General features: G+C 55.0%; 21 protein-coding genes and 1 pseudogene. 14 read left to right on the top strand and 8 right to left on the bottom strand.

The genetic code is table 11. From position 1 onward, the window contains the following. Positions 1-714: 714 nt before the first annotated feature. A complete protein-coding gene (locus GS636_RS10495; RefSeq protein WP_171186555.1) occupies positions 715-1,044 on the top strand; it encodes a hypothetical protein in 330 nt (109 codons plus the stop codon). A gap of 102 nt (positions 1,045-1,146) precedes the next feature. Continuing rightward, positions 1,147-2,091 (top strand): primase-helicase family protein, encoded by a 945-nt coding sequence (locus GS636_RS10490; RefSeq protein WP_171669422.1) that lies wholly within the window; start codon positions 1,147-1,149, stop codon positions 2,089-2,091. A 751-nt stretch (positions 2,092-2,842) separates the two neighbouring features. Here the strand turns inward: GS636_RS10490 and GS636_RS10485 are convergent. Next, entirely contained in the window at positions 2,843-4,090 is a 1,248-nt protein-coding gene (locus tag GS636_RS10485; protein WP_171186560.1) for an NAD(P)/FAD-dependent oxidoreductase, read from the bottom strand. A 204-nt stretch (positions 4,091-4,294) separates the two neighbouring features. Here GS636_RS10485 and GS636_RS10480 point away from each other — a divergent pair, with 204 nt between their 5' ends. From GS636_RS10480 to GS636_RS10445, 8 genes are all read left to right on the top strand, one after another. Continuing rightward, positions 4,295-5,449: a Rieske 2Fe-2S domain-containing protein gene (locus GS636_RS10480; protein ID WP_171186563.1), complete on the top strand. Its 1,155-nt coding sequence runs from the start codon at positions 4,295-4,297 to the stop codon at positions 5,447-5,449. Beyond that, entirely contained in the window at positions 5,439-5,855 is a 417-nt protein-coding gene (locus GS636_RS10475; protein ID WP_171186565.1) for a RidA family protein, read from the top strand. The genes GS636_RS10480 and GS636_RS10475 overlap by 11 nt, the downstream gene beginning before the upstream one ends. A 5-nt stretch (positions 5,856-5,860) precedes the next feature. Beyond that, positions 5,861-6,535 (top strand): DUF1028 domain-containing protein, encoded by a 675-nt coding sequence (locus GS636_RS10470; RefSeq protein ID WP_171186567.1) that lies wholly within the window; start codon positions 5,861-5,863, stop codon positions 6,533-6,535. A 23-nt stretch (positions 6,536-6,558) separates the two neighbouring features. Next, on the top strand, positions 6,559-7,668 hold the full coding sequence (locus tag GS636_RS10465; RefSeq protein WP_171669421.1) for an aromatic ring-hydroxylating dioxygenase subunit alpha: 1,110 nt from the start codon (positions 6,559-6,561) through the stop codon (positions 7,666-7,668). Positions 7,669-7,722: 54 nt separating this feature from the next. Continuing rightward, the gene (locus GS636_RS10460; protein ID WP_171669420.1) at positions 7,723-8,658 is read left to right on the top strand and encodes a LysR family transcriptional regulator; all 936 of its coding nucleotides are present in this window, start codon (positions 7,723-7,725) and stop codon (positions 8,656-8,658) included. Beyond that, positions 8,655-9,800: an acetylornithine deacetylase gene (argE, locus tag GS636_RS10455; RefSeq protein ID WP_171669419.1), complete on the top strand. Its 1,146-nt coding sequence runs from the start codon at positions 8,655-8,657 to the stop codon at positions 9,798-9,800. The genes GS636_RS10460 and argE overlap by 4 nt, the downstream gene beginning before the upstream one ends. Before the next feature lie 610 nt (positions 9,801-10,410). Continuing rightward, entirely contained in the window at positions 10,411-10,908 is a 498-nt protein-coding gene (locus tag GS636_RS10450) for a hypothetical protein (protein WP_171186575.1), read from the top strand. Positions 10,909-11,288: 380 nt separating this feature from the next. Continuing rightward, on the top strand, positions 11,289-12,182 hold the full coding sequence (locus tag GS636_RS10445; protein WP_171186577.1) for a YegS/Rv2252/BmrU family lipid kinase: 894 nt from the start codon (positions 11,289-11,291) through the stop codon (positions 12,180-12,182). Positions 12,183-12,308: 126 nt separating this feature from the next. Here the strand turns inward: GS636_RS10445 and GS636_RS10440 are convergent, their stop codons facing one another. Then, complete coding sequence (locus tag GS636_RS10440) at positions 12,309-13,403, bottom strand: AI-2E family transporter (protein WP_171669418.1); 1,095 nt, start codon at positions 13,401-13,403, stop codon at positions 12,309-12,311. A 467-nt stretch (positions 13,404-13,870) separates the two neighbouring features. On the opposite strand from GS636_RS10440, the gene GS636_RS10435 reads away from it, so the two are divergent. The 3 genes from GS636_RS10435 to GS636_RS10430 all read left to right on the top strand — a co-directional run bounded on the left by GS636_RS10435 (position 13,871) and on the right by GS636_RS10430 (position 15,709). Continuing rightward, complete coding sequence (locus tag GS636_RS10435) at positions 13,871-14,815, top strand: aldo/keto reductase (protein ID WP_171669417.1); 945 nt, start codon at positions 13,871-13,873, stop codon at positions 14,813-14,815. Between the two features lie 147 nt (positions 14,816-14,962). Further along, on the top strand, positions 14,963-15,118 hold the full coding sequence (locus tag GS636_RS22680) for a DUF5993 family protein (RefSeq protein WP_253284635.1): 156 nt from the start codon (positions 14,963-14,965) through the stop codon (positions 15,116-15,118). A 9-nt stretch (positions 15,119-15,127) separates the two neighbouring features. Further along, entirely contained in the window at positions 15,128-15,709 is a 582-nt protein-coding gene (locus GS636_RS10430; RefSeq protein ID WP_171669416.1) for a disulfide bond formation protein B, read from the top strand. A 427-nt stretch (positions 15,710-16,136) separates the two neighbouring features. Here GS636_RS10430 and GS636_RS22675 read toward each other — a convergent pair. Beyond that, a pseudogene (locus GS636_RS22675) lies at positions 16,137-16,259 on the bottom strand (IS6 family transposase); the annotation flags it as partial. A gap of 123 nt (positions 16,260-16,382) precedes the next feature. On the opposite strand from GS636_RS22675, the gene speB reads away from it, so the two are divergent. Further along, positions 16,383-17,357 (top strand): agmatinase, encoded by a 975-nt coding sequence (gene speB, locus GS636_RS10425; protein ID WP_171186683.1) that lies wholly within the window; start codon positions 16,383-16,385, stop codon positions 17,355-17,357. A 33-nt stretch (positions 17,358-17,390) separates the two neighbouring features. On the opposite strand, the gene GS636_RS10420 is transcribed toward speB, so the two are convergent. The 5 genes from GS636_RS10420 to GS636_RS10400 all read right to left on the bottom strand — a co-directional run bounded on the left by GS636_RS10420 (position 17,391) and on the right by GS636_RS10400 (position 23,634). Then, positions 17,391-18,611, bottom strand: coding sequence for an aminopeptidase P family protein (locus GS636_RS10420; RefSeq protein ID WP_171186584.1), 1,221 nt, complete (start codon positions 18,609-18,611; stop codon positions 17,391-17,393). 162 nt (positions 18,612-18,773) lie between these two features. Further along, positions 18,774-19,985: an ABC transporter permease gene (locus GS636_RS10415; RefSeq protein ID WP_171186587.1), complete on the bottom strand. Its 1,212-nt coding sequence runs from the start codon at positions 19,983-19,985 to the stop codon at positions 18,774-18,776. Positions 19,986-19,990: 5 nt separating this feature from the next. Further along, positions 19,991-21,265: an ABC transporter permease gene (locus GS636_RS10410; protein WP_171186589.1), complete on the bottom strand. Its 1,275-nt coding sequence runs from the start codon at positions 21,263-21,265 to the stop codon at positions 19,991-19,993. Positions 21,266-21,333: 68 nt separating this feature from the next. After that, on the bottom strand, positions 21,334-22,425 hold the full coding sequence (locus GS636_RS10405) for an extracellular solute-binding protein (protein WP_171669415.1): 1,092 nt from the start codon (positions 22,423-22,425) through the stop codon (positions 21,334-21,336). Between the two features lie 108 nt (positions 22,426-22,533). Next, complete coding sequence (locus GS636_RS10400) at positions 22,534-23,634, bottom strand: polyamine ABC transporter ATP-binding protein (protein WP_171669414.1); 1,101 nt, start codon at positions 23,632-23,634, stop codon at positions 22,534-22,536. Between the last annotated feature and the right edge of the window lie 120 nt (positions 23,635-23,754).

The following is a 23,754-nucleotide window of genomic DNA, read 5'->3' as shown; positions in this document are numbered from 1 at the left end:
CAAACTCTTTCCCCACCTGTCAGGTCGTACGTACTTTTGGTAGCGCGTGCGAATGCCACGACGCATTTTGCAAACATCGCTTTGAAAATAAGTTCACCTACCCTAGAATCGCCAAACATAACTATGCGCCGCAGGGTCAATAGATTTACAATTCTATGCTAAATCACTTGAGAAAAATACATTTCTATATTGTAGCAACCAGCATTGCACTACTCACTTTAACCGCGTTGCTTCCTCAAAGCAGACTGGACATAGCCAAAGAACAACTCCTGGCCCTAAATAGAATCCTCAAAGAAGTAGATGTTTCATCCCTTATAAACGACCTCGTATTGACACATCTCGAAGGAGGCCCTTCCGAACACCTCAACGAAAACGCGGGAATACGAACCTTCTTTATTCAAGAATCGCTCCCCGAAGAGGTCGATCCAACCGAATTTGAAAAAAACCTACCACGCTTGGTCCGGTGGTTGCAGTGATGGAGGACAAGCTCGGCAGGGCGCGGTCGGACATCTTTCGAGGTCCGGAACCCGTGCCGAACGCCGCGCAAAAATGATGGATGTGAAGATATGAAAAAGGAGCGACTACAGGCGAAACTCGCTGACATCGCTGAATTGGATTCTGCCGTGGACCGCGACGCGGCACTCCACAAACTGTGGCTCAAGTTAAAAAAAGAAAGGCGTTCGGAAGGGTACGCTGGAAAAGTCTCTCAAACACATGATAACGGCGCGAGACGGAACCAGCGTAGGCGAGCAGCTGGCCGAACTGTTCGCTGACGGCGAATACTTCGTTCTCCGCCAGGGCGGGAAAGTCCGTGTGGGGTATTGGGCCGAGGAAGCGTTCAACGCGGACGGCGATACCCGGAAAGTGTTGAACCTGATGACCCGCGCCGATTTCGCGTTGCTGATGGAAAACGAGTTCATAAGGGTCGGCAACGAAAACGAACCTGCGAGCCGCCTGTGGCTCGAAAGCTTGGACCGGCCTACGTACCTGTCGGTCGCCCTCGACCCTACCGGCACGGTATCCGAGGACGTACTGAACCTCTGACAGGGGTTCGGCGTCGTACCGAAGCATGGTGACTGCCAGATCATCCTCGACCACATTTTTGACGTGCTGTGCGCAGGCGACGTGGAATTATATGAGTACGTTATGGACTGGTTCGCGCTCAAAGTCCAAAACCCGACCCGTGTGATGGGTACGATGCTGGTGTTCCGGTCTGGGCAGGGAACCGGGAAAGGCATCATTCTCGAAGACCTGATGATGCGGATTTTCGGGCAGCACGGGCTGCTGGTCGATGACGCGGAGCAACTGACCGGCAAGTTCAACAAGCACCTCGCAAACGCCTGCTATGTGTTCGCTGATGAGGCGTTGTTCGCGGGCGATAAACGGGCGGCGCAGAAGCTTAAACGCCGCGTGACGGGAGGAACCATCGCAATTGAGCCGAAAGGCATAGACAGCTTTTCTGTGGCCTCATCGATGGGCATCGTGGCCGCAACCAACCGGGACCATGCAATCCAAATCGACGTGGACGACCGCCGCGTGGTGGTCTGCGAGGTCGCAGACCATCGGAAAGACGACACTGAATACTTCAAGCCTCTGCACGACCACATTCGCGGCGACGGTGCGGCGCACTTTCTGCAAAAAATGCTCGACCGCGACGTGTCCGGCTTCAACCCAATGGCTGACCGCGTGATCACGGAAGCGACCTTGGAACAGCGCGCTAGGTCACTCACGGGGCCGCAGCGGTGGTGGGCCAGCATCGTCGAAGATGGCGAACTACCCAACGATTTTGGGCGGGCATCGTTCTCGAAAGCAAACGGCGAAGATAACCCAATCGGAACGGGCTGGGAGGGGCACTCATTCACGGTTTCTAGGCGGAGAGTTCGCGAGGTTTATGAAGAATGGGCGCGCTGTCACGGCAACGAGCGATACAACGTTCCATACGGAAAGGCCCTCTGGAACCAACTTCGTACCTGTGGTGCATTCGATTTGGAGGTTTCTGAATCCAACAGTGACCGACAGGTGATTATCGGTGATTTGCCGAGCCAAGAAAGAGCGTTAACCGATTTTCTCAGGGGCGCTGTGCGCGATTAGAAAGCAACAAAGGCAGAAAATTCAGAAAATATTCAACTCTCTTACGGGGAAATGGACCTACTAAAACACACACGCATGTCCCCTTATGAGAAACCTCAAGTTTTCTTTGTTCTGCTGCCTTTCTGTAGCGCGCGCGCCCGTGGATGCGCCGCGCGCCGATTGGGGCGGTGTCAAGAACCGTCATGAGCGATGCAAGCAAACCGCGCAGGCCCTCGAAACCCCAAACCAATAGCGATCGGGGTGCACAAAGAGATCGACCTGGTACCAGAATGCAGCGAGGTTTTTATTCGATCGAGAGGCAGGCCACGGTTCTGGGTTTTATCAGGCCAGAGAAAATCCCGAAAATGCCCCCCCACCCCGACAAATACACCGGGTCCAGTGGAGCTGGGCCTACCCACAGCCTGTCACCCCTCCGAAAAATTTTTTTTAAATTTCCTGAGAAACACCACAGCTGCCAACCGAAGCCCACCACCGAAATTTTTTTGATTTTTCCGAATACAAAACCTCAGACAGCGGCAAGCTAATCGCTCATCCATGTCCGTTTTGAGCTTTATGCATACGTTTGCTGAAAAGTCCTGAACGACTACTATGCGGACAAACCTGCCGTTCCGATAACACGTGCAGATCTCCGGTTCAGGCGCATTGCCAATTCAAATGGTAACGAAGCTGGCTGAAATCTTGGTTGCGGCTCAGCTAGTTTTTTGTCGATGTTTGCGAGAGGATAGAACTTCTCTACCGGATCGACGAAAAATTACAAAGGTGCCGGCCGGTAAGCCAAGTAGTTTTCTTGAATAGCGATTTGATCGACGATGAACTTTGCATCGTGCCAAACACCCCAAATGAACGAGGACCCGCGGCGCGATTGCCAGGGCAATCCCACAAAATATAGCCCGGGAACCGGCGAGACACCGCGTTGATGGATCGGGCGGCCCCGTTCATCCAACGTGTCGGCTTCGAGCCACCCATAGTCGAACTGAAAACCGGTGGCCCAAATAATTGTTCCAATGCCGTGATCCGCGAGGTTGAGTTCACGGATTGGGTTGATGACACAATCCGGATCGTTTGGAATAGTCCACGCCTCCGGCTCTTCCGGCAAATCCATCCCTGTTCGTGCCACGTAGGCGTCTGCCGCCTTCAGCAAGGACAGCATGTTCTCGTCACCCGCGTCGAGGTTGGTTTTGAGATCGTCAGCAATCTGCAAGATACCGTTCTCATACCCTGAAGACATGCCCAAAAGCGTGATCCCACGGTCTGCAAGGTGCCTGAAATCTACCGTTTTTCCGCCTTGCGCACCGCTGACGGCGATTGTTACGTGTTCGGTGCCGGGTGCCGGAGTGTCGAGGTTCCAAATGCCCAGCACACCCAGCCACCAAACATTGTCGCGGCCACGGTACCTGCGCGGCGGCCGGTCGTGCGGGCCGATGGAGAAGAAGACCTTGCGCCCGGCCTCGTGCAGCTCTGCTGCAATCTGCGAGCCAGACGATCCGCCGCCGATTACTAGAACCGCGCCGTCCGGCAAGGCGCCGGGGTTTCGGTAGGCGGTCGAGTGCATTTGCGTGACGTCCGTGGTCTGCGGAATGATTTGCGGGATGGCGGGTTTCTGGAATGGGCCCGTGGCGCTGACGAGGTGGCGTGCTTCGAGTGTACCCCTCGACGTCTCGATCAGAAATCCCGGCCGATCAGCATGGGGGCGGGCTTTTTCCACCGTGACACCGGTGCGCACGGGCGCGTCGATCAGCTGAGCATAATCTTCAAAGTAACGGGCGACGCTTTCCTTGTCAGGAAAGCTGTCGCTTTCGCAGCTGAAAGCCATGCCGGGGAAACGGTCGTGCCAGGCAGGACCGTTCGCAACCAGCGAGTCCCATCTTTCGGATCGCCAGCGTTCGGCGATACGGCCGCGCTCCAAGACGACATGCTCAATGCCTTGAGCGCGCAGGTGTTCGCTGGTTGCTATGCCCGCCTGGCCAGCGCCAATAACAACAGCGTCGAACTTTTCCATGCTACAGACCCTTCGCACATTGAACACTCTTAGGGCGCTGACCTTGTCCCGCCATGCGCCCTGGACAGACATTGATTTTCTCTTGCCTTATGTCGATTAGTTTTTGTCTAATCATCGATAAGCTGGACTTGTTCTTTGTTTGCCGCCACAGCCGTTAAATTATGCGCGGAGCGTTGGCCAACGGCTCAGATCAGGAGTGTGTTCATGCCGAAAGACCATGTGGATCCAATAGATGCCCTGAGGAAAAATACCTCGGTCCCGTTTGAGCGCGCGCGCGCTATGCCAACAGAGGTTTATACCGAGGAGAGCTTTGTCGATGCAGAGCTCGAATATATCTTTCACAAGGATTGGTATTGCGTAGGGCGCGCCGACGCGTTGGCGGCACCGGGGGATTACGTCGCGTGCGAATTGGCGGATCAGCCGATCGTCGTGCTTCGGGATCGCGACGGTGAATTGCGCGCCATGAGCAATGTCTGCCTACACCGCATGTCCACGCTTTTGCACGGGCGTGGCAATGCCAAGACGATCGTGTGCCCCTATCATGCCTGGACGTACAACCTTGACGGCAAGTTGCGTGGCGCGCCTGCGATGGCCCAGAACGAGGGGTTTTGCAAAGACCACTACGCGCTGCCGCAGGTGCGCTGCGAAGAGTGGCTGGGTTGGGTGTTTGTCTGCCTTGATCCCGAGGCCGCCCCAGTGGCGGAGCAACTGTCCGAAGTGGCCCGCATGATTGAAGGCTATGACATGGCCAACTACTCGGAAGCGTTTTACGAAGAGCATGTCTGGGACACGAACTGGAAGGTGCTAGCCGAAAACTTCATGGAGAGCTACCATCTGCCGGTGTGCCATGCCGGGACGATTGGCGGCCTGTCGCGGTTAGAGGATATGATCTGTCCGCCGGGCCATGCAGCGTTCAATTATCATACGATCCTGAAAGATGAATCGTTGCGCATTGCGATGGCGCATCCGGAGAATGACCGGCTCCACGGCGATGAGCGGCGCACGACCTACCTTCTGGCGCTCTATCCCAGCTTGATGATCACGCTGACACCGGGCTATTTCTGGTATCTGTCTCTGCACCCCAAAGGCCCTGGTCAGGTACATATTCGTTTTGGCGGCGGCATGTCGAACGATTTTGCTGATGATCCGAACGCACAAGAGAACTTCACAGCGCTTAAAGCGCTGCTGGATGATGTAAATGTCGAGGATCGGGGATGCACAGAGAAGGTCTATAACGGGCTGTGCTCGGATGCCGCCACGCCCGGACACCTCAGCCATCTGGAGCGTCCCAATTACGATTTCGCTCAATATCTGATGGCAAAGATTGATGCAGGGAGCGCGGCGCAACATGGCTCATGAGCGAATCCGGTGTTTCAATGCCGCCGATACCTATCCCGAACAGTCGCTCGACAACGATCTCTGTCAGGCGGTTGTCACACGCGGCGGGCGCACCGTCTGGATGCGGGGGCAATGCCCGCAGAATCTGGACGACGCCAAGAACATCGACAGCCATGACCCAAGGGAGCAGACCCACAAGGTGATGCAAAACATCCAGCAGTTGATCGAAGAGGCCGGTGGCGAGATGGCGCATCTGGTCAAGGTTGTCGTCTACATCACCGATGTGCGGAACCGCGAGGCGGTCTATCGCACGATGGGCGAATACATTAAAGGCGTGCATCCGGTGTCCACGGGGCTTGTCGTGCAGGCGCTTGCGCGCCCCGAATGGTTGGTGGAGATCGATGCTACCGCTGTGATCCCGGATTAGGCGCAATGACTTTTTCACTCGTGGCCCGTTGCGCCAAAACCGGGATGTTTGGCATGGCAATTTCCTCCTCCTCGCCCGCCGTGGCGGCGCGCTGTGCCTATGCGCGCGCGGGCGTTGGGGCCGTTGCCAGCCAGAACGTGACCGACCCGCGCCTTGGGCCGGTGACGCTGGATCTGATGGAACAGGGCGCGTCGGCAGCCGATGCGGTACATACAGTCACAAGCGAAGCTGCGCATATCGAGTACCGACAGCTCTTGGCAATTGATGCAGCCGGGAGCACGGCCATTCATTCTGGAAAAAACGTTCTGGGCAACTGGAACGAGGCGCAGGGGATCAATGTCGCCTCTGGCGGTAACCTGCTGGCCCATGACGGTGTTCCGGCTGCAATCGTTGCTGCTTTTGAGGCTTCGATCGGACATCTGGGCGACCGCCTGATTGCTGCGATGCGCGCAGGCCTCGACGCAGGCGGTGAGGCTGGGCCGGTGCACTCTGCTGGCATGCTGCTGGTTGATCAGGTCGCGTGGCCCGTGGCCGATCTGCGCTGCGATTGGACGGAGCAGTGCCCGATCGATGCGATGGCCACCTCCTGGGATATGTACAAGCCGCAACTGGACGATTACGTGCGGCGCGCGCTGGACCCCGGCGCGGCGCCTTCCTACGGGGTTCCGGGCGACGCATGAACAGCAGCACACAGGAGGATGGCATGACCTATCTGCGAGATAAACTTCAAACTCTGGCTGCTTTGCCTCCGGACCGGCCTATGGGAATGCCCGGAGGCTTTTACACGTCGCAGGACCAGTTCGAGCATGAGGCGCGCACTGTTTTGCGCAGCGGCTGGCATTGTCTGGGCCGGGTTGATGAAGTCCCGGAGCCAGGTGACTTCTTTACCGCGCAGATTTTGAATGAACCGTTGCTCGTGGTGCGCGGCGATGACAGCGCCGTTCGGGTGCTGGCCAATGTCTGCCGCCACCGCGGTATGCCGCTGGCGGAGGGGCGTGGCAACACGAAGCGTTTTGTCTGCTCGTATCACGCATGGGCGTATGGGCGTGATGGCGGCCTGCTGCGCGCGCCGCGAATGGAAAATGCCGGATTCGATGCCAAGTCCTGCAAGCTGCCGGAACACACGGTGCAGCTTTGGAACGGCTTCATCTACGTGAACCTTGACGCAAGCGCGAAACCTTTTGAGCACGCCGAACTCGACGACATGCTGGCGCCTTACAAGACGGCGGACTTCCGCCTCGTTCATGTGGCAGAGGAAGACTGGCAAACCAACTGGAAATGCCTCGTTGAGAACTTCATGGAGGGCTATCACCTGAGCGTGGTCCATCCGCAAACGCTTCATGGCTATACGCCGTCAGGGCTGTCCCGCAAGCTGATAAGCGGGGATGGCTATACGTCTTATGCGGCAAATTACCCCGACAACATTACACCGCGCGGGGACGGGGCTCCGGGGCTGAGTGAGGCGGAACGCAAAAGGTCTTCCCTTTTTGCCAAGTTCCCGACCCAAGTCGCCAGTCAGGCCGCAAGTCTGCTGGTGTCGTTGTCGATCTTCCCGATCCACGCCAACCTGATCCGCGTCAAATGGACCATGTCCGTATATCGCGACAATCTGGATCATGACACGATCCAGCAGCGCATCGCGCTTTGGGAAGAGGTCAATCGGGAGGACCGGGAAAAGCTTGAGCGCATGCAGGTCTCGCTGCATTCTGCCCATGCAGTCGAAGGTCCGCTGGCCGGGGATGACTATGAAGGCACTATCCGGGACTTTCAGATATGGCTTGCCCAGCAAGATGCTGCCCTTGGCGTGGCTTGACGGGGTGCGCTGTCTCGACACCCGCTCATCCGGCGACCTTTCCGGAGCTCTGACATGTCGCGGCTGACCCTCAGGCAGTTAGAGTATCTTGTCGCCGTTGGCGAAACCGGCAGCATTGCGCGAGCGGCGGACCGGTTGAATGTGTCGCCGCCATCAATCTCTTCAGCTATCACCCAGCTTGAGGACGAACTGGGCATTTCGCTTTTTGTACGTCAGCACGCTCAGGGCCTTTCGCTCACCCAAGGCGGGCAGAGGGTGTCTGACCAAGCGCGCCAAGTCCTGAATGGCGCGCGCGAGATCGCGAACATAGCCGCTGACATCTCCGGCGTTGCGCGCGGCCCATTGGCGGTGGGGTGTTTGCTGACCTTCGCGCAACTCGTGTTGCCACGGCTCAGACGCGGGTTTGAAAGCGGTTACCCCGATGTCAGGGTCGTCCAGAAGGAATTGAACCAAGCAGAAATCTTGCACGCCTTGCAGCGCTCCGAAATCGATATCGCGCTGACCTATGACATGGATATCCCGACGGATCTGAACTTCATCGGGCTTGTACGTCTCACTCCATTTGCCTTGTTGCATGCTGGGCATGAGCTGGCCGAACGCGCGTCCGTGTCGATTGCCGATCTGGCGGAGTTGCCGATGGTCCTGCTCGATCTGCCGATCAGCGCGGATTACTTCTTGTCGCTGTTCTCGGCGACCGTACAACAGCCCCGCATCGTGGAGCGGACGCGTGACATGGCGGTGATGCGGTCGATGGTGGGCAATGCTTTCGGTTACTCCATCGCGAATGTGCGGCCGCAAAGCGATATATCACCGGATGGCAGCCCGCTGGTCTGCGTGCCGATCTCGGGGCCCGTCCGGTCGCTGCGCATGGGCCTTTTGACCACGCATGGCGCGGAGAAATCCCGCACGGTGCAGGCGTTTATCGACTATGCGCGGGATCAGGTACGCTCCGGCGCGTTCGACGCCATTAGTGGGGAGGCGCTGACGTGACGCTGTCACTGGAGGTGCTGGAGCGATTGGTCGCTTTTAACACGGTCAGCGATCGCTCGAACCTTGCCATGATCGTTTATGTCGAGGATTTTCTGCGCTCTCGCGGGTTCCGGGTGCAGCGCATTGTTGATGCGGAGGAGGAGAAAGCGGGCCTTTTTGCCGAGATCGGGCCATCGGTTGACGGCGGCCTGCTGCTGTCGGCGCATTCCGATGTGGTGCCAGTTATAGGCCAAGACTGGAGCGTCCCGCCCTTCAAGCTGACCCGACAAGGCGAGCGGCTTTTCGGGCGCGGCACGACCGATATGAAAGGGTTTCTGGCAGAGATGCTGGCCGTCGCAGATGCGGTGCACGCCCGAGACCTGAAAGCGCCGTTGAAGCTTTTAGTGTCCTACGACGAAGAGATTGGCTGCGTCGGGATTTCGCGGATGAAAGACCGTCTGCCACCGCTGCTGGGACGTCCGCGACTGGCCATCGTTGGTGAGCCGACCGAGATGCAGGTGGCCATTGGTCACAAAGGCAAGCGCGCTTATCGTGCGGACATTCGGGGAGAGGTCGGTCATTCCGCGCTGGCACCGACTTTTGTCAACGCGCTGCATGTGGCAGTCGATTTTGTTGGCAAGGTGCGAGGCATGCAGAAGGTCGCGCGCGATACCGGAGCCCGCAACGCGGCCTATGACGTGCCTTACACGACATTCCATGTCGGTCAGCTGTCCGGCGGAACAGCGCTGAACTTCGTCCCCGACAAAGCTACGCTTCTCTGTGAGTTCAGACATCTGGCCGAAGATGACCCGGAGGAGATCGAAGTGCAGCTTCGGCAGGCGGCAGAGGCGGTCACGGCTGAGTTTCCGCCTGCCGCGCAAATCTCGCTTCAGGCTTTGGCGGGATATCCCGGCCTGTCTATGGCTGCATCCGACCCGGTGGTCTCGCTCGCGCGGTCCTGGTGCGGCGGCGACACGACCCATGTGGCCTTTGGCACGGAGGCAGGCGTTCTTTCCAGCCTGGGCATTCCAACCGTCGTGTGCGGTCCTGGCTCGATGGCTGAACAGGGGCACAAGCCGGATGAGTTCATTTCCATGCTTCAGCTGAATGCCTGTTCCGTCATGCTCCAAAATGGCGCTAAACAAGTTTTATACAGAAGTTAGAACAGCGCCATGTTTAACCTCAACAAAACCATTATTTACGCCCTAGTAGGATTCAGCAAAATTTTTTTGCCGACTTCTATTCACAAAGCGTCAGTACTTTGGTTGCCAATAATCCCAGCAACACAGCTCACAATACATTCTTAGCGATTGTAGCGGTTCACTGAAACGTCTTCGATAACGCTTTGATGTCGATGAACGCTTTGTGCGAGTTGCTGCCGTTCATGGTGTTTGCAGCATTTGGTAGGTATGGGCTCGAAGTAGTAATTGGCTGCAGGCTTCTACAAAGGCAGCTCTGCGGACAAAACAGCCTAAAACTTATAGAGCCACTTCGTGACTGCCCAACACTGAATTGTTGTACCGCACACTAATGAGTAATTTTTTTGGTTCGCATGCTCCGTCATTTATTGTTTGGTCAATGAAGAGATTGTCAATGATTGTTAAGTTTCCGCATGTCTGGAACTGAAACATGTGTGACCGCTAAGCCAGCCGGTAGTGCATCCACTTTGGCGCATCAACCTCAATTGCTCGTTACAGCACCAGAAAACTTGGTTCACGGTTGCTACAAACCGTTGACCTAAGGACAAAAAACGAGGATTTCGTAGATTTGTTGGTGAAACACCTTAGTGATTTTAACCTATTGGTTTCCGATCATCCGACTAAATTCGGTGCAGGAGAAGAGAACACAATTCTGAAACGCTTCTCCCATCTCCCCAATGTGCACTTCGTAACTCCCGATCAGCACGCGCGCTTCCCATCGTGGAGGCTTGCGCAGCATGTCGATGGCTTGTCCGTAACGGACTCAAAAACTGTCTTTTTGAGATGCTTTTTCTCTAAACCAGTTTTTCAGATCAGCAGCGTGGCTACCGGTGCATGGTTAAACACCTATACTAATCCAGTTTCGTTCGCCAAGGATCTGAGGAGCGGGACCGCCAAAGTAGCACATCGCGAAGACGATCTTCACAACTTCTATAATTACTCCAAGCACTTATTGTACCCCGTTCAAGATGCGCCACTGTTGGCTGGACATTCAGGTTGGCTGCGGCGACAACGGCCCTTCATCGATAATGGCATGGGTATCCCCGAGCTCGAAGCAATGCTACAGATATAAAAACGGGTAAGTCGCCTTGATGCTTCAAAAGAGCCAAACCTACTCTAGCGCCATCTGTTCAAGTTTCGTGCGCAGAAGCTGCGACCGCTTTGGGCTCAACGCGGTCATCTGAACACTTTTGTCGGATGTCCACAAAGCGGCTCAAACCGGACGCTCAGTACCGGTCTGCACGCGGCAACGTATACTTTGACGCCCCACTGACCGCTTATGCAGGAACTGGACTTTGATTTGAAAAGAACCTACGTCCGAGTTGCGGACAAAGCTGACTACTGTCATTTAGGGGTTGGCTAGCGCAAATAAAGTTTCAATTGCCGGAGCGCCCCTGCATTAAGAAATGTTAAGGCGGTTGCTCCAACTTGTTAGAGCTTTATGCTGGAACTATGGCCAAACGTACCCTGCTAGTTCTCAATAGGAAGTCCGCAGCAAGACCCGATCTGCGTTCAGCTGTCCGCCCATTGGAAAAAGAGCTTGGCATTAGGGTTTGTATTCCTTGGTCAGGAAAAGACTTGAGGAAGACCCTTCGAGAAGCCGTAAGCGATGGCGTAACCAGGGTGATCGCGGGCGGCGGTGACGGCACTTTGAACTCGGTCGCGGATGCTGTTTTGAAGTTGAAGTCAAGGTCGCCTGTCTCGCTAGGTCTTGTTCCGTTGGGGACAGCAAATGATTTCGCCCGGTCGTATGGTGATAAGGGTTTGGACTTGGCAACATCTGTTCGAGTTGCAGCATCGGAAGACGCGCAACCAATTGATGTCGGATACATAAACGGCAGTCCATTTGTGAATGTTGCAAGCGGCGGTTTTGGAGCGATGATCACTGCAACGACACCCAAGGAAATGAAGAAAAGGCTCGGCGGCCTCGCGTACACACTGTTTGGGCTTGCTCGCCTATCTGATGCAAAATCTGTTCCAGCAAAGATCTCAATTGATGAAAAAGACCCGTACGACGTTTCCATTTCCGCAATAGCGATTGCGAACAGCCGCTATGCAGGTGGCGGTTTTGACGTGGCACCAGAAGCGAACATCTCCGATGGGTTGCTCGATTTAAGCGTGCTCTCCACGGAGCGATTGATGCCAGAAAACCTGCCCTTTGGCAGGCTACCGGATTTTTCGGACCCCGAAGAGGGTGTTGTGCAACGCTCTCGTCTGAGATCTATGGTTTTGGAAACCTCCCAGCCGTTTCATATGAATTTGGACGGCGAACCGATGATTGATCAACGCTTTGAGGTTTCAATTAAACCAAAAGCGCTGAACTTCGTTTTCCCAAGCGGTAAGTAGTGCGGGTCTCTCCTTAAACTCAGACTTCGCACGGTGTTTCCAACGTTTTATTCGGGGCTGGCACATACACTCGCCGATAGAGTCAGGTAAAAAGCCGCCATCCATTTTGGCGAACGTCTCTCGCGCTTAGCTGTTCACTGCGTCAGTGTCGTTTATCTTCCCATCACCGGACATCAGTATCGCGATTGGCTGCGTAGACGGGATATTCGAAAGCACAATCATGATGCACACGGTGATCGGGACGCTCATCAACGCTCCGGCAATGCCCCAGATCGCAGTCCAAAAAGTGAGCGCCAAAATGACCATGAATGGCGACAAATTCAGGCTTTTCCCAAGTAGCATTGGCTCCAGGATATTGCCGATAGAGAATTGAACCGCGCCACAACCAATCAGAACCACAAGAAAGGGCACGATTTCTTCAAACTGTACCAGTGCGACAATGGAAGGAAGCGCGACGCCGACGATAGAGCCGACTGTCGGGATAAAATTCAACAAAAACGCAAGAACCGCCCAGGTTTCAGAGAAGTCCAGGCCGACGGATGCCATCACGGTATAACTGCCCAAGCCAGTGAGTGCACTCACCAGCGTTTTGATGCCAACATATTTTTGAATGCTGTCCGACGTGCTCTCAAGAACACGACGAACTTTTTCAGCGGCTTCCCTGTCTTTGATTGCGAGCTTGATTTTGGCGCGCATTGGAACGCGTTCAACCAACATGAATGGCACATAGAGCAGCACTAGGAAAAAAGCGCTTAGGAACGCCCCAGCAGACCCGATCACTCCTGTCGCGAACCCAGCCAGGTTGATTTGTTCCAAAGCCTTTACCGCGGCTGCATAGTTGTCTTGCCCAACAAGTGAAACCAGCTTTGCTACTATGCTGGAAAACCGTTCCTCGTAGCGCGGAAAAGCTTCCGAAACCTCACCGGCTTGACTGGATAGTATCGACAGAACAAGCGAGAGGCCGATTAACACAATTGAAATTGCGGCCAAATGCGCAAACCACTTCGGGACAGTCTTTCCAAATATCTTGAATCTACCAATGCGATCTGCAGTCGCTGTGAGGAGAACGAACAGGAGAGCCGCAAAAAACAGGGGAACCAGTACAGACGAAGCGAGGACTAACGACGCTATTGTCAAGAACACAAGGACGACCAACTGATACCAGAAAGTGAGCCCCCAGAAACCTGGAGCGGGACCTTTATCATTTGAACCCTGATTCATTCACAAGCTCCATAAAAAGGTTGAGAGTCGTCCTGCGGATTTTTTTGGAAATCTATTAGGTCGCCTTGAACGTAACTTGGCAAGTGGTCCAGTTACTTCTCTCTAGAACAAATAGTGGAAATTTTCAGGTGAAAACTTTCATATTTTTGCCGTGAACTTGCTGTCGATCCGAATGCTGCATCTCGAAGGTTGCTAACGACAGTCTGGTTCTTTTGCCACCTACTGAGATCGGATATCTAGTAGTCCGCTTTGGGCTCAAAGCGGTCATTCGCATTGTTTCGTGGCCCATCAGGTCTTCCAAAGTCGGCAACGCGGACATTTCTGCCATTCGCGAAAAGCTTTGTGAATTTTCGGCTTGAACGATTGCGTTGAGGCCTGAGAGTAACTCCAGCAAAAAGCCTGACTTGTTTTCAACAAACTACTGGCGCAACATCTGTGAATGTCCTGAACCAATTGGGGGGGGTGGCATGGCAGAGTTACGCGAAATTGGCAAGACTGGGATACGGGTTCCTCGCATCGGGTTTGGATCGACGGGGTTGGGAAGTATCCCGGAAATCTATGGGTATGAAGTTGAGGAAGACCGCGCGATTGATACAATTCGGGCAATTCTTTCGCAGCCAAATGCGTTCCTGGACACTTCCCGTTGCTATGCCATGGGACGAAGTGAAGAGCGCATAGGCAAAGTCATTCGTGAGCTTGGTGGTTGGCCGGAAGGGCGAGTGCTTTCCACCAAAATCGACCGGGACATGGAAACCGGTGCTTTTGATGGTTCTCAGGCACGTAGATCATTCGAGGAAAGCCTTACGGCCTTAAGCGTCGACAGCGTTGATATACTCCACGTCCATGATTTCGAATATGCAAGTGACCTATCTGAGGTCAAAGGGCGGGGTGGCGCGATTGAAGAGTTGTTCCGTATCAAGGAGGAAGGTCTGACCAAGGCGGTCGGAATCGCGGCGGGACGTATCGACTTGATGATGCCAATTTTAGAGGGTTGGGATTTTGACGTGGTCATGACTCACAACAGGCATACGCTGGTAAACGACAACGCGACACCTTTGATAGAACTCGCGAAATCTCGAGGCGTTTCGATATTGAACGCAGCACCTTATTCCGGAGGTGCACTTGCCCGAGGAAGCGCGACCCATCGCTTTTATGTCTATCGTCCTGCAGATGATGAAGTACTTGCGCCAATACGTGCTGTTGAAGAGGTATGCGGGCATTACGATGTCCCCGTCGGAGCGGTCGCGTTGCAATACTCTTTAAAAAACGACGACATTACTTCGACGGTTTGCGGAGTGACATGGCCTCAGCATGTTCAACAGGCAATGGAATGGGCAGAGTGGCCCATCCCTGAAGGCGTTTGGGAGGAACTCGCCAAGCTCGGGAGTTCTTCGGAGAATCCTGAGGCTTAGAGTAAAACCCCAAAGGGGGCAGTATCTCAAACAAGGCGGAAGATCATGCGAGATTTGTTCTGGAGCTCAGAACCTATTTTCGAAAAAGAAAACGGTGTCCTCAGTGCCTGCTAGTCTCGACAAGGCCAAAAAGTCAAAGGGATCAATATGATTGCATTACTATTTGCGTTGTTCACATGCGCCTTGGGGCTCGCTTACTACAAACTCGTTCGCCTTTCATACGCACTCTTCGCAGTAACGCTTTTGGCGAGCGTTTATTGGCTAAAATTTCATGCAACAACGCCGCTTTCAATCCAATTGTGAGATTGTTCCATGTCACCTGAATTTGCCCGAAATATGAACGCGCTTGGTGTTCTGGCTGTTTGCCTAGTGTTGGTTCTCGCATTCTATTTTCAACTTGTTCTCTACGAACTACCTTGTCCGTTGTGTTTACTGCAGCGTGTCGGTTTCGTGGCAGTGGGATTTGGGCTCGGGCTAAATCTCTTGTGGGGTACGCGTGCACGGAATTACGGAATAGTCCTTGTGGCAGCAATATTTGGCATCAGCGTTTCGATCCGCCAAATCCTACTACATATTGTGCCCGGCACTGGGCACTATGGGGCTCCGGTTCTTGGTCTGCATTTTTACACTTGGGCCGGCATAGCCTTCGGATTGATAATACTCGGGACCGCGGTGATGCTTGTCTTTGAAAAGCAATATGATCTGGCTGCGGACGTCAGGGCATCGGAGCGGTTCGGTGGAAGCAAGTTGGCCAAAACGGCGTTCATATTGATCTTATCTTTGGGAGTTGCCAACGCAGGCTCAGCTCTGTTGGAGTGTGGACCAGGTATTTGCGACGATCCGCCAACAGACTACAAATTTTTGGATAAGCTTGAAGAAGCAGGTGAAACTTAGGACGAGAAGAAATCTTGTGCGCAGTTTTACCGGTGTTCTGCCCTCCACAATCAAAGAGGAAATACGAAGGCGAACTTTGCTTCATTTTGATAAAAAAAAACTACCAACCAGCAATTTAAACACCAGAAACAAAATATAAGGTCAACGTTAAAACAGGTGACCGCTTTGGGCTCGGCCCAGACCTTCGCTGCAATTAGCCCAAATGGCAGCTTTGCGCTTCATCGCAGACGTTTGAGGTCTAAGATTTCATACCCACGCACAGCTCGGTCGAAAGCGCCCTCGCGCAGCGTCAGAACCGCGTGCGATCTTCCCTTCTTGGTTGTTCAGGTCGATAGTTGCGTTGGCGGCGGCCGGAGTAAGGACCCGTATCGAAATATGTCCCTTGACTAAGGCGCATACTTTCAGCGAACTGGGTAAGGGCATCCACCTGTTCATCTTTGAAAGCTTTCACAATCCGAAGCGAGAGTGGGAAACGGAAGTACAGCATTACTGCTAGGTGGATGATCTCGGGGCTGGCTTTGAAGTACTTGAAGGAGGCGGGTCTGGTCATGGGCAAAAGCTACGCAACCGTCCTCCCTCTATCAAGCAAAGTTCATCTTACAAGACCTTCCAATTCAGTACTTACTTATGTTCACATGCAGTGGAAGGGACACTTCCAGTGAAAGGAATGCAAGTGCAAGGTCATGGATATGCGTCTGGGCGGCTAAATTTACCCTTCGTAGGAATCTCGACTTTTGGCAAATCTCCATATGTCGAAAACTGGAACAAAATTGACGCCGACGTTTGCGTGCTCGGCGCACCGTTCGACTTTGGAACCCAATGGCGCCCCGGCGCCCGTTTTGGCCCTCGGGCCGTGCGAGAGGCATCGACCCTTTTCAGCTTTGGCCATGCTGGCGCCTATGATCATGAGGATGACGCGACCTATCTGGACAGCTCGGTTCGGATCGTCGACCTGGGCGATGCGGACATAGTCCACACCAAGACCGAGACGAGCCACAAGAACATAGCCTTTGGCGTGCAAAAAATTCTCAAGGCCGGGGCACTTCCGCTGGTGATTGGCGGTGATCACTCGGTCAACATCCCCTGCATTTCCGCATTTAAAAGCGACTGCTCTGAAAACGGCCCGATACACGTTGTTCAAATCGATGCGCATTTGGACTTTGTAGATGAACGTCATGGCGTCACCAACGGGCACGGAAATCCCATGCGCCGCGCGATCGAGAAAGACTATGTTTCAGGGATGACCCAATTGGGCATTCGAAATGTATCGTCCACCGCTAAGGAAGGGTATGACGACGCGCGTGCGCGCGGATCGGACATCCTGTCGGTGCGGCAGGTTCGCAGATTGGGAACAGAGGCTGTTCTTGACCGCATTCCCAAAGGCAAACGGTACTATGTTACAATCGATATCGATGCGTTTTGCCCCTCGATCGCGCCAGGAACCGGAACTCCGAGCCACGGAGGCTTTTTGTACTATGACGTTCTGGAAATCCTTCAGGGACTGGCAAAAAGGGGTGACGTGGTCGGCATCGATCTGGTCGAGGTGGCCCCCGCCTACGATCCCACTGAAAGCACTCAGATTCTGGCGGCGCAGCTTCTGCTGAATTTTCTGGGTTTCATTTTTCACGAACGTGCCCGACGCACATGAAAAGCGGGTGGAGCCGAAGCGCCACCCCAAACCTCAGGCGTCGATAACGTTGTGCCCCGGCCCGTAGGGAAAGCCGGTGATGTTTTCGGCTCCGTCTTCGCCCACAACCAGAATATCGTGTTCCCTGTAACCGCCTGCACCTGGCTGGCCTTCGGGTATCCACAGCATCGGCTCGATCGAGACCACCATGCCGGGTTCCAGCACTGTATCGATGTCTTCGCGAAGTTCGAGACCGGCCTCGCGACCATAGTAGTGGCTCAGAACACCAAACGAGTGCCCGTAGCCGAAGGAACGATATTGAAGCAGGCCTTCGTCGGCAAAGAACCGGTTGATCTCGGCGGTGATACCGGAACAAGTGGCGCCGGGTTTGATCAGGCTCAGGCCAAGTTCATGCGCGGCCACATTGGCCTTCCACAGGCGCAGACTGTCGGCATCCGGCTCGCCCAGGAACAGGGTCCGCTCCAGGGCCGTATAATAGCTCGAGATCATCGGAAAGGTGTTCAGTGACAGGATATCGCCTTTTTGCAACGCGCGTTTGGTGACCGGGTTATGCGCGCCGTCGGTGTTCAAACCCGATTGGAACCAAACCCATGTGTCACGGTATTCCGCATCCGGGTAGGCCAGCGCGATTTCCACTTCCATCGCGTCTCGGCCGGCCATCGCAATTTCGATTTCGGTTGCGCCCTCGCGGATTGCGGCATGGATCGCAGCGCCACCCACATCGGCAGTGCGCGCTCCACCCTTGATCAATTCGATTTCTTCCGCGGACTTGATCATACGCGTGCCCATGGTGTCGGCGGCGATGTCAACCAACTCTGGCTCGCCCAGCATGTTCAGCGCCGTGTCGCGCGCCGCCAGCGTTATGTGGTCGCCTTCGACGCCGATCCGTTTCGCATTCCCGATCAGGCTCGCAACTGCCCGCCAGTAGTTGTCGCGTTTCCAGTCAGTATAAATCACGTTGTCTTCAACCGACCGGCGCCAGGGTTGCCCGGCATCAATATTGGCGGAAACGGTGGTGCAGTTGTCTTGGGTTACAACACAGCCATAAGGGCGCCCGAACGCACAGTATAGAAAGCCCGAATAATACGCGATATTCTGCATCGATGTCAGCAACACCACCGGAATATCCCGCTTGGCCATGATGGCGCGCAGCTTGCCAAGACGGCGGTCATACTCGGCTTTGCTGAACGGCAACGGGGCCTTGTCGCCATTGTGACAGGTGAAGAACTGAGGTCGGTTAGAAATGTCAGTCATCCTTGGTCTCTCATCTATGCCGGGCGTGCATTTCCCGGCCACATGTCCCGGCGTTCAGGACAGGCGGCCTCGGGGTCCGAGAGCCGATCACCTCATTCGTCGCCGCGACGCCATCGCAGCAGAGATGAACAGGTGAATCGTTAGATCAGACGGTTTGCTGCGTCAAGCGGGCGAAAGACCCCGCAGACGCTCCGATCTACGTCGCAACAGTTCGACCGTCGTCAGCAGGGCGATGGACAGGACCACAAGGATTGTCGCGACCGCCAGAATGGTTGGACTGATCTGCTCCCGCAGGCCGGTGAACATCTGCCACGGCAACGTCTTTTGCGAGGCGGAGCCGACAAACAGCACCACAACTACTTCGTCGAATGATGTGATGAAGGCGAACAGGCCACCCGAGATAACGCCCGGCAATATCAATGGCATCTGTATCTTGAAGAAGGTCCGCACAGGCCCTGCGCCCATATTGGCCGCCGCCCGTGTCAGAGATCGATCAAAGCCGACCAGTGTCGCCGTCACGGTAATGATCACAAAGGGGATACCCAGCACTGCGTGGGCCAGGATAACTTTCAGATAGCCTACGAAGTTCTTGTTCATGCCCAGTGTACCTTCGAGGAAACGCCCGATATCACTGTAGAAAAAGAACATACCCGTCGCCGAGATGATCAGCGGCACAATCATCGGCGAAATCAGAATTCCCATGATTGCGCGGCGTCCGGGAACGTGAGACTGGCTGAGCCCGATCGCGGCCAGCGTTCCCAACGTTACCGAAATAACCGTCGCAATCGGCGCGATGATCAGCGAGTTCTTGAAGCTGCGTTGCCATTCGTTATTGGTGAAGAAATCTCGGTAATGCTTCAACGAATAGCCTTCCGGATCAAGCCTCAGCATCTCGGGCGTGAAGGTAAAGAAATCTTGCGCATTGAAAGACAATGGCAACACCACCAGAATCGGCGTGATCAGGAAGACGAAGATCGCACCACAGATCACGCGAAACAGGTAGTGATAGAAAACCTGTTTCGCTGTCAGATATGGCAGCAGTTTGCGGCGATAGCGGCCCTCATAAAGCCAGAATATGAACCACGCGAAGAACCAGCCGCCCAGCAGGCCCAGAACGCCACCCATCGGGCCCGAAAACAGAATTCCGGCTACGCCGAAGCCGAGGATGGTGATCCAGCGGGCCAGGTTCTCATTCTTCAGAACAGCGATGTAGATCCAGGCCAGCGCCGCGATAATGGCGGCTCCGCCAATAATGCCCAGAAAGATCGAACCGTTTCCTGCGCCAACGAAAACACCGGCAAAAGCCCCTGCCAACGCGACGCTTGGCAGGACCATGGACATCGGTTTGCGGGAAATCGGAGTAAGTGCGGCCATGTCGATTATCCCAGCTTCACGTTATCAATGCCAACGATTTTGTCGTAACACCAGTATAGCAACAGCACGACGGCCAACAGGATCGTGCCCAGCGCAGCCGCAAGCCCCCAGTTCAGCGAGGACGAGATGTGATACGCAATCCGGTTCGAGATGAAGACACCTTTTGTGCCGCCCACAATCTCGGGTGTGATGTAATAGCCGATGGCCAGAATGAACACGAGGATCGACCCCGCGCCGATGCCTGGAATGGATTGCGGGAAATAGATGCGCCAGAAGGTCGTCCAGTTCGTCGCGCCCATAGATTTCGCGGCGCGGGTGTAAGATTCGGGGATCGTCTGCATCACCGAATACATCGGCAGGATCATGAAGGGCAGAAGGATATGCGTCATCGCGATGATCGTACCGATCTGGTTGTTGATGATGACAAGTCGGGCGTCATCGGCCACCAAGCCAAGCCAGACTAGCGTTTCGTTGATTACACCCTGTTGTTGCAACATGACCTTCCACGCCGAGGTTCGCACCAGCAGCGAGGTCCAGAAAGGTAACAAAACAAGGATCATCAGCAGGTTTGACACCCGCATTGGCAGGGTCGCTAGCAGGTAACTGACCGGATAGGCTAACAAGATACAGGACGCGGTGATCACCAGCGACATGAACAAGGTGCGTCCGAACAGCTTGATCAGGATCTGCTTGTCCTCGGGCTGCGCCTGCGCGCCTTCGGGTGTGCGGCGCATATCGACCGCGTTCAGGAAATATCCATTCGTCACAGCGGGCGAGTGTGTCTTGATCACCGCCCAAGTCTGCGGGTCCCCCCAACCCTCGTGGATTTCGATCACTTGATCCTTGAACGGCCCATCTGTTTCGGGGTCCAGCTTTCCCATTTTTCGACCCGAGCGGCGGAACATCGAGGACATGCCTGTCTCTTCGTAGTTCAGACGCGAGCCCAGTCGGGTATGTGTCTTGTTGTCGACAGCCACGACCATATCCTGGACAAAGGCGTCATAAACGGCCTCATCTGGCAATTCGCCGCTGTTTTCATCCCAGCTTTGCAAGGCCTCGACGGTCAGGGGCAGCGTTTCCTGCACAATGCCGTTTTCCACCGAGCGGAACAGCATCGACGCAATCGGAACGATGAACGAGAACAGAACAAACAGCAGCAACGGGGCAACCAACATCAGCGCCCGCAGTTTTTGCCGCCGAAGCGAGCGCGCCAGCGATTGCTTGAGCGGCGTTCCGTCAGCCGCCAGCATCGGCCCCGCATTTTGGGTTGCGTCGGTCATCTAAGCCCCTTGGGTTTTGTTGACCAAGGGCGGCGCACCGCCCCCGGCTGTTTTATGAAATTAGGCTTTTATTGCGCCAACCACGCCTGGAATTTGGCGTCGATGTCGTCGCGGTAGTCCGCCCAGAACTCATAGTTATACAGGAAAGTGTTCTTAGCGTTTTCCGGATCGGTCGGCATATGTGGCGCCATGTCGATACCCAGTTCCGCGTGTTGTCCAACCAGCGGAGCGGACGAAGCACGAGCCGGGCCATAAGAGATGTACTTGGCCTGATCTGCCAGACGCTGCGTGTCTGTCGCGAACATGATGTAGTCCAGAGCACGCTGCTGACGCTCTTCGCTCAGACCAGCCGGAATGATCCAACCGTCCAGATCGAACACTTGCGCGTCCCACAGCATGGCGACAGGCTGCTTCTGCTCTTCGATCACACTGAACAGACGACCGTTATAGGTCGAGCCCATGATGACTTCGCCATCGGCCAGCAACTGCGGTGTATCGGCACCTGCGGACCACCAGACGACGCTGTCCTTGATCGTGTCGAGCTTGGCCAAGGCCTGATCCTGACCTTCAGGTGTGGCCAGCACGTCATAGACGTCATCCTTGGCGACGCCGTCGCAAAGCAGAGCCCATTCCATGTTGTTGATCGGACGCTTTTCAAGCGAGCGCTTGCCCGGATAGTTCTCGAGGTCGAACACCGCGCAGATCTCGGTCGGCGGGGTGTCACCAACCAGATCGGTGCGATAGCCGAACGTGGTCGAATACACAATCTGCGGGATAAAGCAGTCGCTCACCAGAAGATCGCCGAAATCATCCGCGGCCGAGGTGCCATCGGGTGCAGGTGCTAGCATGGTGTCGGGGTCGATTTCCATTGCCAGACCTTCATCGCACAGACGGATCGCATCCGCTGCCACAACGTCGACCACATCCCAGGTGATGTTGCCCGCTTCGTTCATCGCGCGCAGCTTGGCCACAGCTTCGGCCGAGCTGTCATCATTCAGAATGGTGACGCCCGTCTTTTCCGAATAGGGCTCGTGATAGGCCTTGAGCTGCGATTTGGAATAGGCGCCGCCCCAGGAAACGATGGTCATTTCCTCGGCAGAAACACCACCCGCCGCAATGGCGACGGCGGCCGTTGTCACAAGGGTTTTGGTTGCTTTCATGTGTAAATTACTCCCAGTTGGTCCCGTTTATGTGTGTGGTCAGCTGATGCACGGGTCTTCATCAGCCGGTCCCTCTGATTGAGCTGTGCTTGTTTCGCGCAGCTTGGTCTATGCGTCGAGCGCACGACAATCCTGAGCCAGCCAGCCGATCTCGATCTCCTGACCAGGGGTCAGGCGAATTGCGTCTGGTGCGTTCCGGGTTTTAACGATGAACTCATCATTCCCCGCAACGGACATGCGGAAACGGAACACATCGCCCATGTATATGAACTCTTTGACCGTAGCCTTCAGCGTGTGAGCATCGGCATGCAGGCGATCTTTGTTGAATTCCACACGCTCAGGCCGGATTGACACTTTGGTCCTTTCACCCGGCACGTGAACATTGATAGGCACCGCGTCAATCTCAGATCCATCATCCAGCTGTACAAGGCACGTGGCACCATCAATCGACTTTACGGCACCTTCCAAGGTGTTGTTTTCCCCGATGAACTGAGCAACAAAGCTGTTTTCCGGTTCTTCATAGAGCTGATCAGGCGGAGCAAGCTGTTGAATACGACCGTCGTCAAAAACGGCGACCCGGTCAGACATGGTCAGCGCTTCGGTCTGGTCGTGGGTCACGTACACGGTGGTGATACCCAATTCGTGCGCCAAGCGCGTGATCTCGAACTGCATGTGCTCGCGCAACTGCTTGTCCAGCGCGCCCAGCGGTTCGTCCATCAGAACCAGTTCGGGTTCGAACACCAGCGCACGGGCCAGCGCAATCCGCTGTTGCTGACCCCCGGAAAGCTGAGCGGGACGGCGCCCCCCAAAAGCGCCCATCTGAACCATGTCCAGAGCGCGTTTGACCTTTTCCTCACGTTCGGATTTGCCCAGATTTCGCACCTCGAGGGGGAACGAGAGGTTTTCGGCAACCGTCATATGCGGAAACAGGGCGTAGTTCTGAAACACCATACCAATGCCACGTTTGTGCGGCGGGATATTGTTGATAGGCTTCCCATCCAACAGGATTTCGCCATGAGTGGCTGTTTCAAAGCCGGCAAGCATCATCAGACAGGTTGTTTTGCCCGAGCCGGACGGCCCGAGCATCGTTAGGAACTCACCCTTTGGCATTGCCAGATTAAGGTCTTTAACGACGAGATTCTCGCCATCATAAGATTTTTGAACGCGTTGAAATTCAACAAACGCGGCATCGTCATTCGTGTCGGTCACAAGACCCCCTGTTGCGTCAATTGATTATCCGATGAGTTCGGATTTCATTGATCTGTAGTCATCAGTTAAGACGATGCAGTGGGCGCTTGGCAACATTAGATGACGTTTTTTCGCTTTTTC

The sequence above is a fragment of the Ruegeria sp. HKCCD4884 genome (assembly GCF_013110855.1).
Lineage (GTDB): Bacteria > Pseudomonadota > Alphaproteobacteria > Rhodobacterales > Rhodobacteraceae > Ruegeria.
The sequence above is the reverse complement of the archived record's forward strand: the minus strand, read 5'-3'. Positions and strand labels throughout refer to the sequence as shown.

Excerpts from the sequence above, each read along its gene's own strand:
- GS636_RS10495 (WP_171186555.1), top strand. The coding sequence starts at position 715 with ATGATAACGGCGCGAGACGGAACCAGCGTAGGCGAGCAGCTGGCCGAA.
- GS636_RS10490 (WP_171669422.1), top strand. The coding sequence starts at position 1,147 with ATGGACTGGTTCGCGCTCAAAGTCCAAAACCCGACCCGTGTGATGGGT.
- GS636_RS10485 (WP_171186560.1), bottom strand. The coding sequence starts at position 4,090 with ATGGAAAAGTTCGACGCTGTTGTTATTGGCGCTGGCCAGGCGGGCATA.
- GS636_RS10480 (WP_171186563.1), top strand. The coding sequence starts at position 4,295 with ATGCCGAAAGACCATGTGGATCCAATAGATGCCCTGAGGAAAAATACC.
- GS636_RS10475 (WP_171186565.1), top strand. The coding sequence starts at position 5,439 with ATGGCTCATGAGCGAATCCGGTGTTTCAATGCCGCCGATACCTATCCC.
- GS636_RS10470 (WP_171186567.1), top strand. The coding sequence starts at position 5,861 with ATGACTTTTTCACTCGTGGCCCGTTGCGCCAAAACCGGGATGTTTGGC.
- GS636_RS10465 (WP_171669421.1), top strand. The coding sequence starts at position 6,559 with ATGACCTATCTGCGAGATAAACTTCAAACTCTGGCTGCTTTGCCTCCG.
- GS636_RS10460 (WP_171669420.1), top strand. The coding sequence starts at position 7,723 with ATGTCGCGGCTGACCCTCAGGCAGTTAGAGTATCTTGTCGCCGTTGGC.
- GS636_RS10445 (WP_171186577.1), top strand. The coding sequence starts at position 11,289 with ATGGCCAAACGTACCCTGCTAGTTCTCAATAGGAAGTCCGCAGCAAGA.
- GS636_RS10440 (WP_171669418.1), bottom strand. The coding sequence starts at position 13,403 with ATGAATCAGGGTTCAAATGATAAAGGTCCCGCTCCAGGTTTCTGGGGG.
- GS636_RS10435 (WP_171669417.1), top strand. The coding sequence starts at position 13,871 with ATGGCAGAGTTACGCGAAATTGGCAAGACTGGGATACGGGTTCCTCGC.
- GS636_RS22680 (WP_253284635.1), top strand. The coding sequence starts at position 14,963 with ATGATTGCATTACTATTTGCGTTGTTCACATGCGCCTTGGGGCTCGCT.
- GS636_RS10430 (WP_171669416.1), top strand. The coding sequence starts at position 15,128 with ATGTCACCTGAATTTGCCCGAAATATGAACGCGCTTGGTGTTCTGGCT.
- GS636_RS10420 (WP_171186584.1), bottom strand. The coding sequence starts at position 18,611 with ATGACTGACATTTCTAACCGACCTCAGTTCTTCACCTGTCACAATGGC.
- GS636_RS10415 (WP_171186587.1), bottom strand. The coding sequence starts at position 19,985 with ATGGCCGCACTTACTCCGATTTCCCGCAAACCGATGTCCATGGTCCTG.
- GS636_RS10410 (WP_171186589.1), bottom strand. The coding sequence starts at position 21,265 with ATGACCGACGCAACCCAAAATGCGGGGCCGATGCTGGCGGCTGACGGA.
- GS636_RS10405 (WP_171669415.1), bottom strand. The coding sequence starts at position 22,425 with ATGAAAGCAACCAAAACCCTTGTGACAACGGCCGCCGTCGCCATTGCG.